A 15,921-nucleotide genomic window follows, 5' to 3' on the forward strand; every position below is an offset into this window, starting at 1 on the left:
CCTGTGGTGCACGGCATCGACGCTAGGTGCGCGCGGGAACCCGCGACGGCGCACCGGCACCTTCCTGCCACGACGGCCCGCGGCGGGCACGGCTGCCGTGAGGATCGGTACCGGGAAACGATTCGGGAGGTCGTGGTGGGGACGGTTGTGGTGCGCAGGCCGCTGCGGCGGCCCGCGCCGGAGATGCCGGCCGGTGAGCTCGTGCTCGAGGCGCCGCCGGAGATCCCGGCGCCGTCCGGCAGGCAGTGGACGCAGGCGCTGATGGCGCTGCCCATGGTGCTGATGATGGGCGCGATGATCCTGCTGTTCAGCGGGAGCTTCGGCGCCGGTGGCGGCTACATGACGATCCGCTACGTCGCGTTCGGCATGTTCGGCGTCGCGATGCTCGCGATGGTCGGTGTCGCGTTCCTCAACGGCGGCGGCCCGAGCAAGCGCGAGATGGGGCACGCGCGCAGGCTGTACCTGCGCGGCCTCGCCCAGCACCGTGTCCGGGTTGGACGGACGGCACGCCGTCAGCGCACCGCGCTCTGGTACCTGCACCCCGACCCGGCGACGCTGTGGTCGGTGGCGGCTAGCTACCGGCTGTGGGAGCGCCGCGCGTCCGACCAGGACTTCGGCGTGGCACGCATCGGCCTCGGCCCGCAGAGCATCGCGACCACGCTGGTCGCGCCGGACACCAAGCCGCTCGAGCAGCTGGAGCCGCTGTCGGCGCTGGCGCTGCGCCGGTTCATCACGACGTACTCGGAGCTGCCGAACCTGCCGCTCGCCATGGCGGTCAACGGTTTCGCGCGCATCCACGTGCGCGGCGGGGAACGCGCGCACGGGCTGGTCCGCGCGATCATCGCCCAGCTCGCCACCCTGCAGTCGCCGGACGACCTGCGGATCGCGGTGTGCGTGAGCCAGGAGCGGCGCGGCGAGTGGGAGTGGCTGAAATGGCTGCCGCACGCGCTGCACCAGGAACGCGTCGACGCGCTCGGCCCGCTCCGCCTGGTGGCGCCGACGATCTCGATGCTCGAGGCGATGCTGGAGGACCTGCTCGGCAACCGCCCGAGGTTCGACCCGGACGACGGCGTCCGCGTCGCGGGGCCGCACCTGGTCGTCGTGGTCGACGGCGGCGAGACCGCGGGCTCGGACCACCTGGTGGCGGGCACCGGCGTCGAGGGCGCCACGGTGATCGACCTGACGTCGGTGCCGCCGAGGGTGCCGGACCGGTCGGCGGTCGTGCTGCACGTCGCCGACGACGGCGCGCTCACCAGCAGCACCGCCGACGGTGACATCGAGCTGGGCCGGGCGGACACCATGCCGGTGGCCGCCGTCGAGGCGCTGGCCCGCCAGCTCGCGCCGCTGCGCCTCACCGAGGGCACGCGCGGCGAGCAGCCGCTGAGCACCGAGCTGGGCCTGGAGGAACTGCTCGAACTCGGCGACCCGTTCGCGTTCGACCCGAACGACACCTGGGTGCCGAGGCCCAACCGGGACCGGCTGCGGGTGCGGTTCGGCATCCAGCCCGACGGCACGCCGATCGAGCTGGACCTCAAGGAGTCCGCTTTGGACGGCATGGGCCCGCACGGCCTGCTCATCGGCGCGACGGGGTCCGGCAAGTCCGAGCTGCTGCGCACCCTGGTGCTCGCGCTCGCGGTGACGCACCCGCCGAACTCGCTGAACTTCGCGCTCGTCGACTTCAAGGGCGGCGCCACGTTCGCGCGGCTGGACAAGCTGCCGCACACCAGCGCGGTGATCACCAACCTCGCCGACGAGCTGCCGCTGGTCGACCGCATGGCGGACGCGATCAACGGCGAACTGCTGCGGCGCCAGGAACTCCTGCGCGCGGCGGGCAACTTCGCGTCGCTGCGGGACTACGAGAAGGCGCGTGCGGCGGGCGCCCCGCTCGCCGAGGTGCCCACGCTGTTCGTGGTGTGCGACGAGTTCTCCGAGCTGCTGTCCGCCCGCCCCGACTTCATCGACATCTTCGTCCAGATCGGACGGATCGGCCGCGCGCTCGGCGTGCACCTGCTGCTCGCGTCGCAGCGCCTCGAGGAGGGCAGGCTCCGCGGCCTCGACGCGCACCTGTCCTACCGCATCGGCCTGCGCACGTTTTCCGACATGGACTCGCGCACGGTCCTCGGCGTCTCCGACGCGTTCTCCCTGCCACGCGCGCCCGGGCACGGCTTCCTGCGGTACGGCGACGAACCGATGATGCGGTTCCGCTCCGCGTACGTCTCCGGTGTGCACCGCCGCAACGACGCGCACGGCACGCAGCGGGACGGGCAGGAACCGTTGGGGCTCAACGTGTACTCGACCGCGTACGTCGCCCCGGCCGTCGAGGAGGAGCCCCAGGTCGGGACGCCGGACGAGGTCGACGACGACGCCGTCGGCGACAGCCTGCTCGACATCCTCGTCGACCGGTTCGCCGGGCACGGCGTGCCCGCGCACCAGGTGTGGCTGCCGCCGCTGGACGTCCCACCGACCATGGACGAGCTGCTCGGCGAGTTCACCGCCGACCCGGCACGCGGGCTCCGCCCGGTCGACCCGGCGCACGTCGGCGCGCTGCGTGCGGTGTTCGGCATCGTGGACCGGCCACTGGACCAGCGCCGCGACCCGCTCGTCATGGACCTGTCCGGCCCGGCCGGCCACGCGGTGATCACCGGTGGCCCCCAGTCCGGCAAGAGCACCGCGCTGCGATCGCTGATCGTGAGCCTCGCGCTCACCAACACCCCGCGCGACGCGCAGTTCTACTGCCTCGACTTCGGCGGCGGCTCCCTCGGTTCGATCCGCGACCTGCCGCACGTCGGCGGCGTCGCGGGCAGGCAGAGCACCGGCGCGGTCCGCCGCACCATCGCGGAGGTCGGCGCGATCCTCGCCGAGCGCGAGCGCCGGTTCGCCGAGCTGGAGATCGACAACATGGCCGCCTACCGGGCGCTGCGCGCGAACGGCACGGTCGACGATCCGCACGGCGACGTGTTCCTCGTGATCGACGGCTGGCTGACGCTGCGGGAGGACTTCGAGGAGCAGGAGCGGGTCGTGACCGCGATCGCAGGCCGCGGTCTCGCGTACGGCGTGCACCTCGTCGTCACCACGGCCCGCTGGTTCGACCTGCGCATGCAGGTCCGCGACCTGTTCGGCAGCAAGCTGGAGCTGCGGCTGGGCGACCCGATCGAGACGGCCTTCGACCGCACGGGCGCGCTGCTGGTGCCGGAGAACACGCCGGGCCGCGGGCTCGCGCCGTCGAAGCACCAGGTCCTCACCGCGCTGCCGAGGCTCGACGGCGCCGGCACCACCGACGACCTGTCCGACGGCGTCGCGGGCCTGGTGGCCGCGGTGCGCGGCGCGTGGCAGGGCGCGCCGGCGCCCGCGGTGCGGTTGCTGCCGGGCACGCTGCCGTACGACTCGCTGCCGCCACGCGACGACCCGGCGGCCCGCAAGCTCGCGGTCGGCATCGCGGAGACCGACCTGGCGCCGGTGCGGCTGGACTTCGCCGCGGACGCGCACCTGATCCTGTTCGGCGACCGGGAGTCCGGCAAGACCACCTTCGTGCGCACCCTCGCCCGCCGGATCGTCGAGACGTACTCGCCGGAGGAGGCGCGGGTGCTGCTCGTCGACTACCGCAGGAGCATGCTCGGCGAGGTGCCGGAGAGCCACCTCGTCGGCTACGGCACCGACGCGGCGAAGACGCAGAGCCTGATGCAGACGACCGCCGCGGTGATGCGCGACCGGCTGCCCGGCACGGACGTCACGCCGGAGCAGCTGCGCAAGCGGAGCTGGTGGGACGGCCCGGAGCTGTTCATCCTCGTCGACGACTACGACCTGGTCGCCTCGTCGAGCACGAACCCGCTGCTGCCGGTCGCCGAGTTCCTCGCGCAGGGCCGCGACATCGGCATGCACCTGGTCGTCACGCGCCGCATGGGTGGCGCGGGCCGGGCCATGTACGAGCCGTTCCTCACGCGCATGCGGGACGTCGGGTCGATCGGTCTGATGCTCTCCGGCGACAAGGCGGAGGGCCGGCTGCTCGGCGACGTGAAACCGGAGGTGCTGCCCCCGGGCCGGGGCGTGCTGGTGACCAGGCGGGGCGAGCCGGAGACGGTGCAGCTCGCGTGGCTGCCGCCCGCCGACGAACGTGATTCCACAGTGTGAGGACAGGAGGAGAGATGGGATACGACGGCATCTCCATGAACACCACCGTGATGGCGGGCTACACGCCGCCACCGGGGTTCGGTGAGGTGAACGGCGGCACGAACATGCAGTGCGCGATGGCGGAGATGGTCGCGCTGGCACAGGTGGACGCCAAGGTGACCCCGGCGTTCCAGAAGTTCGCGCGCGACGCCAACGCGGGTTTCCAGGCCTACAAGAACCAGGTCACCGGGTCCGTGCGGGACTACTACCAGACGGACGTCAACGGCGGCATGCACTTCGACGGCATCACGCCGCAGGGCTGAGAGGACCGATCGTGGACTACACCCAGATGCCGCTGGCACAACAGTCGCAGCTGATCCTCCGCGAGTACTGCAACGACGCGGTGCTCCGGCAGCGGGCGAAGATGTGGGACGCGGCGGCCCAGGAGCTCCCCCAGGTGTCCAAGGACTTCCTGGCCGCGACGCACAAGGCGAAGGACGCCGAGTGGGACAAGGACGACGTGGGCACCCAGTTCCTCGCGAAGTCCGCGCAGACCCAGAAGGTCCTCGACGACTGGGAGAAGCGGGTCACCGCCGCCCGGCCCGCGCAGGCGCTCGAGCGGGTCGCGGCGCTGATCAAGCCGACCTACGACAAGGTCCAGCAGGCGGTGGAGGGCTACAACAACGAGGTGAAGGCCGCGGCCGAGGCCGGTGTCAACGCCGAGCAGATCCGCGCCATCGAGCTGAAGTGGCGGCGGGTCGCCGGCGCGGCGATGAACGAGCTCGGCAAGGCCGCCAACGAGTCCGCGCAGACGATGCAGCAGCTCGTCGGCGCCCCGGAGTGGCGCGGCGTGTCGGACGCGGCGCCCACCACCAAGGACACCGGTCCGGTCGGCCCGAACAACCGCACCGGCACCGGCCCGGCGAGCACCCCCACCACCAACACCGGGCCGCAGAACATGGCGCCGAACATGGAGAAGTCCACGGCGCCGGTGCAGCAGAACCCGCAGACCACACCCACCGGCACCCCGCCGGGCACGCCCACCGGCAGCCCGACCGGCAGCCCGACCGGCAGCCCGACCGGCAGCCCCACGGGTGGCAGTCCGACCGGTGGCGGCGGCCCGACCGGCTCGTCCGACCCGCAGCTGAGCGGCGGTCTCGGCAGCGTGCCGCAGATCCCGCCCCCGACCGTGCCGCAGCTGCCCGGCACCCCGTCGATCCCGGGCGGTGGCGCACCGCTGATCCCGCCGCTGATCCCGCCGGCCGGCGCGGCGAGCGGTCTCGGCATCGGCGGCGGTGGCGGTGGCCGGCCGATCGGCGGTGGTGGTGGCATCCGCGTGCCGGGCGTGAGCCTGGGCAGCGGCGGCGCGGGCGGCGGCACGATCCCCGTCGCGGGCGCGGCGTCCGCGACACCGGTCAACCAGATGCCGACCGCCACGGGCCCGAGCGTCTCCGCGCTGGGAGCCGCGAGCGGCACGTCGGGTGCGGGCGGGGCGATGCCACCGATGATGCCGCCGATGGGTGCCGCGGGCGCCGGTGCGGGACTCGGCGGCGGTGGCGGCACCCCGGGTTCCGGCGCGGCGAAGCGGGCGGCCCCGGGCCGAGGCCGCGCCCGGGACGGCCGGCCCCCGGGCCTGGTCGGACCGCTCAGCGGCAAGGCGGGCAAGGCCGACCCGAACGCCTTCGCCGCCCGCAACCGCAGGACGACCGAGGAGTCGGACATCCCGAGCACGGTCCAGCTGATCGACGAGGACCTGTGGCAGGTGGAGCAGCGCACCCCGGCCAGCCGGCACTGACCACACCAAGCGAAGGGCGCCTCCGAGGCACGACGCCTCGGAGGCGCCCTTCGCAGCATGCAGTGTGACGAAGGGGCCCTCGGCGCACAAAGGACTGAAGGACCACACAACAAGAAACCGCCCCCGGGAAGCTCCCCGGGGGCGGCTTCCGTTGCCGTGTCAGCGTTGCAGCGCCGCGGCGTGCGAGAGCCCGCTGCCGACGGGGATGCGGGCCACGAGCCCGGGGGGCATGCGCACCGGCCGCACGCCGCCGTACCCGAGCACCTCCAGCACCTTCGGCTCGCCGAGCGGGTACGCGACCCCGAGGTCGGACACCACCATCAACGTGCCGCGCGGCGTCTCCCGCGTCTGCGTGGCCTCGACGACGACGGCGTGCCCGGCGGGCACCACCACGCGGTCCGCGAGTGGTGCGCCCCGGTCCGTGCGCATGGGGGTCGCGGTCAGCTCGTCGATCGCGGGCAGCGCCGGGTTCATCGTCACCGTCGGCACGTCCGCGCCCGGGGCGAACCCGAGGCACAGCGTCACCGCGTCGCCGCCGTCCACGAACTCCGGCCGCTCGGTCGGCGGGTCACCGGCCTTCGCGGGCGTCGCCGCGGGCTGGGGCGCGTTGCCCGCCTCGATCAGCCCCATCGGCAGCGCCCTCGGCGAACTGCCCGGGTAGGCCGCGGCCGTGCCCTTGTAGGCGCGCTGGATGTCGTACTGCAGCTCGGTGATGGGCCGCAGCTGCCCGACTTCCGCCAGGTAGTACTGGACACCCCGGGAGGTCGCCACCTCGAACAGCTGCCCGGCCCGGATGTCAAGCTTGCCCGGCACCACCTTCGCCGCCTTGCCCATGCCTGCCACGGGGATCGGCGCGATCGGCCTGCCCGCCGGGATCGCCTCGATGACGGCCGGGCTGACCCGCACGGCGGGCTTCGCACGCAGCGCCAGACCGACGGCCAGCGCGTCCTCCTCGCTGATCAGGTGCCGGTAGCCGCGCAGCACGAGGTACCGGTCACCGGTCTCCGGCACGTCCACCAGCACCGCCTCGTCCTCGAGCCGCGTGCCGCCGCGGCCCTGCCTGCCCACCAGGAGCACCGACCTCGGCACGAGCGCGCCCGTGAGGTCCTCCGTCGGTTTCGAGCACAGCGTCCACGCGCCGGACAGCAGCTGGTCCTTGGCGGGCAGCGCGTCCGGCGCGTCCGGGATGCCGATCCGCGGGCCCCTCGGCACGCCGACCAGCGAGTCCCGCGAGACGCTCATGGTCTCGGCCGGGTTGCCGATCGCCAGCAGCGCGGACGTGTAGTTCTCGACCGGGTGCAGCCTGCCGTCGAGGTAGACGTACCTGGTCCCGGTCTCCTTCTCGACGACGACGGACTTGCCGTCCTGCCACGCGTCCTTGCCGCCGGGGTTGATCAGGCCGTACAGCCCGACCGCGGCCAGCGCGATCACGGCGATCGCGATGCCGCCGACGGCCGCGTGGCCCGGCCTGCGGAACGGGGGCTGCTCGGGGTCGCTCTCCCTGGTCACCAGCGCCGAGATCACCCGCTGGACGACGAACTGGTGGGCGTGGAGCTGGTCGCGTTTGGACGCCACGTCAGCCCCCCAGCCCGCGCACGTAGCCGTACAGGCCGAGCACCGAGCACATCACCGGCACGATCGCCAGCACCACCAGCACCTCCAGGATCTCCGCGTACCGGCCCAGGTACGGGCTGGCCTCGCGGGTGCTGTGCACGACCCCCAGCACGGCGGCGAGCGCGCCGGCGGCCAGCAGGATCGGCCCGGCCGTCGACAGCAGGTCGTCCCGGTCGGCCATCAGCGGGCCGAGCGCGAGGCAGACCGCGCCGGTCAGCCCGGCGATCAGCAGCGGCACGCGCTGCCGGAGGATGGGGTAGAGCCGCGCCCGCAGCAGGTAGCCGACGGTCAGCAGGACCACGAGGATCAGCCCGGCCGTGCTGCCGCTGGTGATCAGCAGCACCTGGCAGGGCACGACGACCAGCGCGAGCCCGCCGACCATGCCGGTGAGGAGCCCGTCGGCACGCACGACCGCCGCGTACACGGCGGCCCTCGGCGGCTGCGGGTCGTCGCGCAGCAGGTCGGCCGCCGCGCGCGGCAGCACCGGCATCGGCACCCGCGCGAGCCGTATCGACAGCGGCGCGAGCACCGGCGAGAACGCGAGGCCGAGCCCGGCGACGATCGCGGCGGCCTCGTAACCCTCCAGCGCGTCCAGGGTCGCGAGCCACCCGCCGATCGACCCCAGCACCCCGACGGTCGCGGCGCCCACGAACAACGCGGCCCGGTCGACCACCCCGAGCAGCGCGACCACCGCGGCCAGCAGCAGCGCCGCGCCGGCGCCGAGCAGGTGCGCGGCGCCGAGGTCGAACAGGCCGCGGTCACCGGCGAACACGAGCCCACCGCCGGTGAACGCGAACGGCAGCGCGACACCGGCGGCCACCGCGCCCGCCCCGGTGTCGCCGACGGCCCGCGCGAGCAGCAGCGCGCCCGACAGCAGCACCCCGGCGACCCCGAGGGACCACCAGGCGGGGCCGGTCCACGGCGGGCCTGCCCGCAGCACGGCGGCGAGGCACAGCACGACGGCGAGCGCGCCGAGCGCGAGCCCCGCGGTCCTGGTGTGGCGGGGTCCCCACGCGGCGCCGGTGCGTGCCGAGCCGGTGGCGATCGCGTCGACGAGGTCGTCGTACTCGAGTTCCGGCCAGTCGGTGTGGGCGGGGGTGAGGTGCAGGACCTCGCCGTCGCGGACGCGCTGCGCGGCGAGCGTGCGGGACGGGTCCAGCACGCGGCCGTCCGCGCGGCGCAGCACCCAGCCGCCTGACCGGGCACCGGTGTCGGCGAGGTCCTCACCGGCGTGGCCGAGCAGCGCGGGCAGCAGCTCCGCGAGCGGCGCGCGTTCTGGCAGGGCGAGATCGATCCGGCGTGCGGGCGCCGCGACGGTCACCCGGACCAGGCCTGTGGTGTTCATGTCGCTCTTCCTGACGGGCTCCTCCTCCGGCGACAGGTTCCTGCCGACGGGCCCACCGGTCCGGCGGGGCCTGCCTACCATGACCTGACGAGAGGGCCCGTGGAACGGGCTCGGCAGCTAGCGGACATGCGAGGAGGCCGCGGTGGAGTTGTTGCCGGTCGGCCACGACCTCGGCGAGCACCACGACGGCGAAGGCGGCCGCACGCGGCAGGTCAGGGTCGGCGCGGAGCTCGCCGAACTGGACGACGCGCGGTACGCCGTGTGGGCCGCCGCCCACGGCACCGCGGACGCCGACGGCCGCGTGTCGGCCGTCGAGGAGCGGGCGCTGCGTGCCGCCCACGGCGACGCGGTGGTGGACGAGCTGCTCGAACGGCGGCTGCTGGCACGGACGGCGCCCGCGGTCGAGTTCGCGGAACGGCACCGGCTGGTGCCGCTCGCGCTCGGGCTCGGCAACACCGAGGAGCAGCCGTACCTGTTCTCGGCGGGCCTGCTGTACCAGCCGGTGGTGGCGATGACCGGTGCGCTGTACGACCTGTGGCAGTGGGCGCACCTGTCGCCGGACCTGTGGTGGGCGTGCCGCGAACTGGCGTCGGTCGCGGTCCGCGCCGGCGTGACCGAGCCGGAGCAGACGGACCCGGACCAGGTGCTCACCGGCGCGCTCGGCTCGCTGCCGCAGCTGCTCGCGGCGCGGGTGGCGTGTTTCGACGTGCGGATCGAGGGCCGATGAACGTCTTCCCGATCGGCCACTACGTCGGCGAGCGGCACCCCGACGGGGTGCACGTCGTGCGGGTCGGCCTGGCACACCGGACGCTGACGCCCGACGAGTTCGGCGTGTGGGTGCTCGCGCACGGCGCAGGCGCCGCGACCACGTGGACGGAGGCGGACGTGACCGCCCTGGCGGAACAGGCGGAACTGCCTTCCCCCGAGGCCGTCGTCGACCGCCTGGCGGAGACGGGCCTGCTGGCGAGGGTGACACCGCAGACCCAGGTCGCTTTCGCCGAGGGCCATCGCCTTGAGCCGCTGCTGGTCGGCCTCGGCAACGCACCGGAGCTGCCGGAGACGTACGCGGTCGGGCTCCCCGGCCAGCCCCCGGTGGCCATGCTCGACGGCGGCAGCTACGAGCTGTGGCAGTGGTCGGCGCTGGCCCCGAGCCTGTGGCACACGTGCGAGGTACGTGCGAAGGTGGGTGCCGGGATGGGCGACCCGACCCCGGCGGCGGACCTGGTCGGCGACCTGCTCGACGACCTCCGGCCGTTGCTGGCGAACAGCTGCGCCTACCTGGACACGGCACGACAGGGATGAGCAGGGCCATGGGGGAGCTGACCCGCATCGACGACGGCCCGGTCGCGACCGTCTACTCGGGACACCGCGGCGGGGTCCCGATGGCGCTGAAGGTGTTCCCGAGGCGCTTCGACAAGAGGACGTTGTCGGCGTTCACCAAGGAACAGGCGAAGCTCGCGACCGTCCGCCGCGTCCCGTCGATCCTCCAGGTCACGGCGGTCGGCGAGGCCGATGGTGGCGCGTCGGCGCTGTGGATGGAGCTGTGCGCACACTCGCTGGCCCGCCTGATGGAACGCACCGGCAGGCTGGCGGCCACCGACGTCGTGGTCCTGGGCCACGCCATGGCCACCGCGCTGGCGGCCGCCCACAGCGCGGGCGTCATCCACGGCGGTGTCTCGCCGGGCAACGTCCTCTTCCGCTTCACCGGCGACCCGGTGCTGTCGGATTTCGGGGTGACCCTCCGCCACGCGTTCTCGAGGGACCCCCTCCACGCGATCGAGTACCTGCCACCGGAGTCGCTGCGCAGCGGCACCCTGAACGAGAGCACCGACCTCTACGGCCTGGGCGCCGTGCTCCACTTCGCCCTCTCCGGCCGCTCCCCCCACCCGGGCCGCCTCGGCGAACAACCAGGCGAACGAGTACTACGAATCCTGGGCGAACCGGTCCCGGCCCTGACCGTGCCCAACGTCCCGGTCGGACTGTCCACTTTGGTGGCGAGGCTGCTGTCCGCCACCCCGGAGCGCCGCCCGCCGGACGCCGCCACCGTGGCCCGGCAACTGGCCACCATGCTCCCCGCGACCACCCCCCACCCCCCACAAGAAGACTGGGACGACTTCGTCCCGTCCCCACAGCCACCGCGCGCGACCCCGGCCTACCGGCCCCAGCCCCCACAGGACGCCTTCGACGACTTCGGCGGCGGCCACTACCCGGCGCCCCGGATCCCCCCGCTCCCGCCAGGAGGCCCAGCCCCGGGCACGCCGTTCCCCGCCACAGCACCAGTGGCGGCGAACCCCGGCACCCCTCGGGCCACGGGTCCGTTCGTGCCGCCGTTCCCCGCCGCGACACCCAGCCCGGCCACGACAGCGACACCGATTCCCACCACGGCCCCGGCACCCGCCCACCCGGCAGGGGCTCCGAGCGCGCCTGTTTCGGCGGCCGAGCCTGTGGCCGGTCCGGCAGCGGATGCGGTTGTGCCTGAAGCTGTTCTGGGGACTGAGTCTCCCGTTCCCGCAACGGAACCTGGCAACCCGCCGGACGCACCGGGTGAAGCCAGGCCGCCGGTCGCGGCCAACGTTCTCGCCCCGGTGTCGGTGCCTGTTGCGCCGGCGCAGGCCGCCTCTCCCGGCGCTGAGCCGGTGATCGAGCCGACGCCATCGCGGGGGGTGACGCAGCCGGCCTCTCCCACCCCTGGAACGGTGGTTCCCGCGCCGGTTGCCGGTGTGTCATTGCCTGCGACCGCCGCACCGGACACCCCGCGCCCGCCCGTCCCCCCGGCCACTCCCGCCGTGGTGCTGGGGCCGCAGCGGTTGCCGCTCGCTCCGCCGCCCGTTGCCGCGCCTCCCGAGTTCCTGCCCACCGACCGCATCCCGGCCACCTACGGCGACGACGACGTCTTCAGCGACTTCGGTGACCTCTCCCGCGAGCACGGGCGCTCCGGCGTCAAGCTGCTCACCACCGTCTCGCCGGGCAAGCCGAAGAAGCGCGGGCGCCTGATCCGGTACGACCTGCTCGCCGGTGCGGCGCTGCTGCTCGCGCTGCTCGCGATGGTGCCCCTGCTCCTCCTGCGCGGCGATCCCGAGGAGATCTCCACGGCGCCGCAGGTGCCCTCGGCAGGCGGCGCCGGGGACGTCGAGGTGGAGCTCGCCGAGCCGACCGATCTGACCGACAAGGTGCGGCTCACCTGGACGGCCTCCCGGGAGTTCGACTTCGCGGTGGTCGTCGCCGCTGAGGGGCGGGAGGCGAAGGTGTTGCTCGCCGAGCGGAACCACTCGATGACCGTCGACGTGGAGCCCGGTCTCCGGTACTGCTTCCAGGTGCAGGCGACCGACGGGGACGGCGTCTACACCAGCGACCCCGTGCCGCTGCGCGGCGCCACCTGCCGGGAGTAGTCAGCCGCCCGAGTGCATCATGTCGGCGCCCGCGGGGACGGTCGGGTCGTCCGGGTCGTCCAGCCAGCCGTACGGCAGCGTGACCTTGCCCGGCGAGCCCTGGCGGCCGCGCGGGCCCTCGCCCGTGGTCGGGAACGGGGCGTCGTGGTCCAGCTCGCCCAGGTAGTCGTCCAGCTCGGACAGCGCGGTGACCATCGCGAACTTGCGGCGCAGCGCGCTGCCCACCGGGAAGCCCATGAAGTACCACGCCATGTGCTTGCGCAGGTCACGCATGCCCTTCTCCTCGCCGTCGTGTTCGACGAGGAGTTCGGCGTGGCGGCGGAGCACATGAGCCACCCCGCCGAGGTTCGGCGGCGTGGGCAGCGGGCGGCCCTCGAACGCGGCCTGCAGCTCACCGAACAGCCACGGGCGGCCCAGGCAGCCGCGGCCGACCACCACACCGTCGCAGCCGGTCTTCTCCACCATGGCCAGCGCGTCCGCGGCGGTGAAGATGTCGCCGTTGCCCAGCACGGGGATCGACGTGACCGCTTCCTTCAGCCGCGCGATGTGCGTCCAGTCCGCCTGGCCCGAGTAGCGCTGCGCCGCCGTCCGCGCGTGCAGCGCCACCGCCTTCGCGCCCTCCGCCTCCGCGATGCGGCCCGCGTCCAGGTACGTGTGGTGCTCGTCGTCGATGCCGATGCGGAACTTCGCCGTCACCGGGATGTCGCCAGCCGCCTCGACGGTCGCGCGGATGATGTTCGCGAACAGCTTCCGCTTGTACGGCAGCGCGGCGCCGCCGCCCTTGCGGGTGACCTTGACGACCGGGCAGCCCCAGTTCGTGTCGATGTGGTCGGCGAGCCCCTCGCCCACGATGATCTTCACGGCCTCGCGCATGGTGGCCGGGTCGACGCCGTACAGCTGCACCGACCGCGGGTGCTCCGACGGGTCGAAGGTCATCATGTGCCACGTCTTGGGATCACGGATGACCAGCGCCCGCGCGGTGATCATCTCGCAGACGTACAGCCCCGCGCCGTACTCGCGGCACAGTCGCCGGAACGCCACGTTCGTGATCCCCGCCATCGGGGCGAGCACCACCGGCGGGTCGACCTGGTACTGGCCGATCCGCAGCGGTGTCTGCACTGTCGACGGGGCTGCCATGCCCTCCATTGTGAGCGGTGGCCGGCGCCACTCGCCGAGGGGGTTCACGCGAACAGCTCACGCACCTCCTCCGCGGTCAGCGCCGGGCTGAACAGGTCGCCGTCGTCCATGACGCCCTTGAACAGCGCCGCCTTGCGCCGCTGCAGCGCCAGCACCTTCTCCTCGACGGTGTCCCGCGCGATCAGCCGGTACACCATCACGGTCCGCTGCTGGCCGATGCGGTGCGTCCGGTCCACGGCCTGCGCCTCGGCCGCCGGGTTCCACCACGGGTCCAGCAGGAAGCAGTAGTCGGCCTCCGTCAGGTTCAGCCCGAACCCGCCGGCCTTGAGGCTGATCAGGAACACCGGCGCGGTGCCCTCCTTGAACCGGGCCAGCACCTCGGCCCGGTTCCTGGTCCGGCCGTCGAGGTAGCAGTACTCGACGCCCTCCGCCGCCAGCCGCGCACGCACGGTCGCCAGGAAGCCGGTGAACTGGCTGAACACCAGCGCCCGGTGCCCGCCGCCGAGCACGTCCCGCAGCTGCTCGACCAGCGCGTCCACCTTCGCCGACGGCAGGTCGGCGTGATCGGCGTCGACCAGCCCCGCGTGCAGGCACAGCCGCCGCAGCGATGTCAGCGACCGCAGGATCGAGAACCGGTTGGCGTCCATGTCCTCGAGCAGGCCCAGCACCTTCTGCCGCTCCCGCTGCAGCACCGTCTGGTACAGCTTGCGGTGCTTGGCGTGCAGGTCCACCTCCAGCACCTGCTCCAGCTTGGGCGGCAGGTCCTTCGCCACCTGCTCCTTCGTCCGCCGCTTCATCAGCGGCCGCACCCGCCGCCGCAGCTGCGCGAGCAGCGCCGTGTCGTCCTCCTTCTCGATCGGGCGCGCGTAGTAGTCCTTGAACCTGGCCGGGCTGGGGAACAGCCCCGGCGCGGTGATCGACAGCAGCGACCACAGCTCCATCAGGTTGTTCTCCATGGGCGTGCCGGTGATCGCGATCTTCACCGGCGCGGGCACCCGCCGCAGGCACTGGTACACCTTCGACTGGTGGTTCTTGGTGTACTGCGCCTCGTCCATGATCAGCCCGGCCCACGACACGTCCGCGTACGTCTCGACGTTGAGCCGCAGCACCGCGTACGAGGTCACGACCACGTCGGCGCCGACGGGCAACGGCCCCCGCTTCGTCACGGCGGCCACCCGAAGGTGCGGTGCGAACCGCGCCGCCTCCGCCACCCAGTTGCCCACCACGCTGGTCGGCGCGACGATCAGGAACGGCTCGTCCGCGGCCGCGTGGCAGATCAGCGCCAGCGCCTGCAGCGTCTTCCCCAGCCCCATGTCGTCGGCCAGGATGCCGCCGAGCCGGTGCTCCCACAGGAACGCGAGCCACTGGAACCCGTCCACCTGGTACGGCCGCAGCGTCGCCTGGACGGTCGACGGTACGGCCGCCCTGCGCACGGAGTCCAGCGACAGCAGGCCCTGCACCTGCCGCTCCCACGCCGACGCCTGCCGTTCGACCACCCCGAGCCGGGTCAGCTCGTCCCACAGCCCCGCCTGGTAGCGGCTGATCCGCAGCGTCCCGTCGGACGCCTCGTGCAGCGACCGCGCCTCGTCGATCAGCCTGCGCAGCGCCCGCAGCTCCGGTTTCTCCAGCGAGAAGTACGCGCCGTCGGGCAGCAGCAGGTGCGACCGGTCCCTGGCCAGCGCGACGAACACGTCGAGGAACGGCACCTCGCGCCCCTCGACGGTGATGGTCACCCCGAGCCCGAACCAGTCGTTGTCGCCCGGCAGGTCCGACGTGGACACGCCGATCGTCAGCGAGTCGCCGACCTCGCGGTAGTCGGCGGGTGCGCCGTCGGCCGAGACGAGCACGCCGGGCCGGGCGAGCAGCGGCAGCACCTCGGTGGTGAACCGCATGGTCTCGATGCCGCGTAACCGGCCCGGCTGCAGCCGCCGCCCGCGGCGCAGGCCGAACCCGTCCAGCGGCAGGTCGTCCAGGTCGGCCAGCAGCCGCGACTCGGCGGCCAGGTCGCGGTGCGGCTCGGCCTGCCCGCCGGGGACGCTGCGCACCAGCCGCTCACCGACCTGGTACTCCCACGCCCACGACACCTCCAGCCGGTGCGCCTCGCCGTAGGCGGCGTGCACCACGAGCGTGGGCGGCGAGACCTTGGGCGGGCCGTTGCGCCAGGCCTCGGTGGCCGCCCGCAGCATCGACCACAGCTCGCCACCGACGTCGGCACGCCGCTCCGGCTGCCCGGTCGCGGTCAGCACCAGGGCCACGGCGTGCTTGCAGTCCATCCCCACCGGGCAGCTGCACTCGCCCTCCGCGAACGTCAGCGCCGGGCCGCGGCCGGAGCTGAAGTACGCGGTGGTCTCGTAGACCTCGCCCCACGAGCCGCGCACCGTGCCCCGCACCGCGTTCGCGTCGTCGTCCCACCACAACGACACCACGGCACGGTCCCGCGCGTACCGCACCCCGCGCGCGTACGACGTCCGCCCGGCCGCCTCCTCGAGGCCGGAGATGTCGACACCGGACAGCAATGCTGACTGCATGCCCGC

At 73.5% G+C, this 15,921-nt stretch carries 10 protein-coding genes; 6 read left to right on the forward strand and 4 right to left on the reverse strand.

From position 1 onward, the window contains the following. Window positions 1-135 precede the first annotated feature (135 nt). The 3 genes from eccCa to ACYQ77_RS00115 are packed head-to-tail and all read left to right on the forward strand — an operon-like array spanning window position 136 to window position 5,902. Window positions 136-4,128, forward strand: a complete 3,993-nt coding sequence (gene eccCa / locus ACYQ77_RS00105; RefSeq protein ID WP_459706144.1) for a type VII secretion protein EccCa — start codon at window positions 136-138, stop codon at window positions 4,126-4,128. A 14-nt stretch (window positions 4,129-4,142) separates the two neighbouring features. Beyond that, window positions 4,143-4,430, forward strand: coding sequence for a hypothetical protein (locus ACYQ77_RS00110; RefSeq protein WP_459706146.1), 288 nt, complete (start codon window positions 4,143-4,145; stop codon window positions 4,428-4,430). A gap of 11 nt (window positions 4,431-4,441) precedes the next feature. Continuing rightward, complete coding sequence (locus ACYQ77_RS00115; protein ID WP_459706148.1) at window positions 4,442-5,902, forward strand: hypothetical protein; 1,461 nt, start codon at window positions 4,442-4,444, stop codon at window positions 5,900-5,902. A 159-nt stretch (window positions 5,903-6,061) separates the two neighbouring features. Here ACYQ77_RS00115 and eccB read toward each other — a convergent pair whose 3' ends face one another. Together eccB and eccD are read right to left on the reverse strand one after the other, a co-directional pair. Further along, a complete protein-coding gene (gene eccB / locus ACYQ77_RS00120; protein ID WP_459706150.1) occupies window positions 6,062-7,477 on the reverse strand; it encodes a type VII secretion protein EccB in 1,416 nt (471 codons plus the stop codon). 1 nt (window position 7,478) lies between these two features. Then, window positions 7,479-8,861 carry a type VII secretion integral membrane protein EccD gene (gene eccD / locus ACYQ77_RS00125; RefSeq protein ID WP_459706152.1) on the reverse strand — a complete coding sequence of 461 codons (1,383 nt, stop codon included), beginning with the start codon at window positions 8,859-8,861 and terminating at the stop codon, window positions 7,479-7,481. 142 nt (window positions 8,862-9,003) lie between these two features. Between eccD and ACYQ77_RS00130 the strand changes: the two genes are divergently transcribed. From ACYQ77_RS00130 to ACYQ77_RS00140, 3 genes are read left to right on the forward strand one after another with little or no spacing between them, the layout of a single operon-like run. Next, entirely contained in the window at window positions 9,004-9,588 is a 585-nt protein-coding gene (locus tag ACYQ77_RS00130; protein WP_459706154.1) for a hypothetical protein, read from the forward strand. Beyond that, window positions 9,585-10,163, forward strand: a complete 579-nt coding sequence (locus ACYQ77_RS00135; protein ID WP_459706156.1) for a hypothetical protein — start codon at window positions 9,585-9,587, stop codon at window positions 10,161-10,163. The genes ACYQ77_RS00130 and ACYQ77_RS00135 overlap by 4 nt, the downstream gene beginning before the upstream one ends. A gap of 8 nt (window positions 10,164-10,171) precedes the next feature. Next, on the forward strand, window positions 10,172-12,250 hold the full coding sequence (locus ACYQ77_RS00140) for a serine/threonine protein kinase (RefSeq protein WP_459706157.1): 2,079 nt from the start codon (window positions 10,172-10,174) through the stop codon (window positions 12,248-12,250). Here the strand turns inward: ACYQ77_RS00140 and dusB are convergent, their stop codons facing one another. Together dusB and ACYQ77_RS00150 are read right to left on the reverse strand one after the other, a co-directional pair. Then, window positions 12,251-13,387 (reverse strand): tRNA dihydrouridine synthase DusB, encoded by a 1,137-nt coding sequence (dusB, locus tag ACYQ77_RS00145; protein ID WP_459706159.1) that lies wholly within the window; start codon window positions 13,385-13,387, stop codon window positions 12,251-12,253. It abuts the gene before it with no gap. Between the two features lie 44 nt (window positions 13,388-13,431). After that, window positions 13,432-15,915: a DEAD/DEAH box helicase gene (locus ACYQ77_RS00150; RefSeq protein ID WP_459706161.1), complete on the reverse strand. Its 2,484-nt coding sequence runs from the start codon at window positions 15,913-15,915 to the stop codon at window positions 13,432-13,434. Between the last annotated feature and the right edge of the window lie 6 nt (window positions 15,916-15,921).

The organism is Actinophytocola sp. KF-1 (assembly GCF_054661535.1).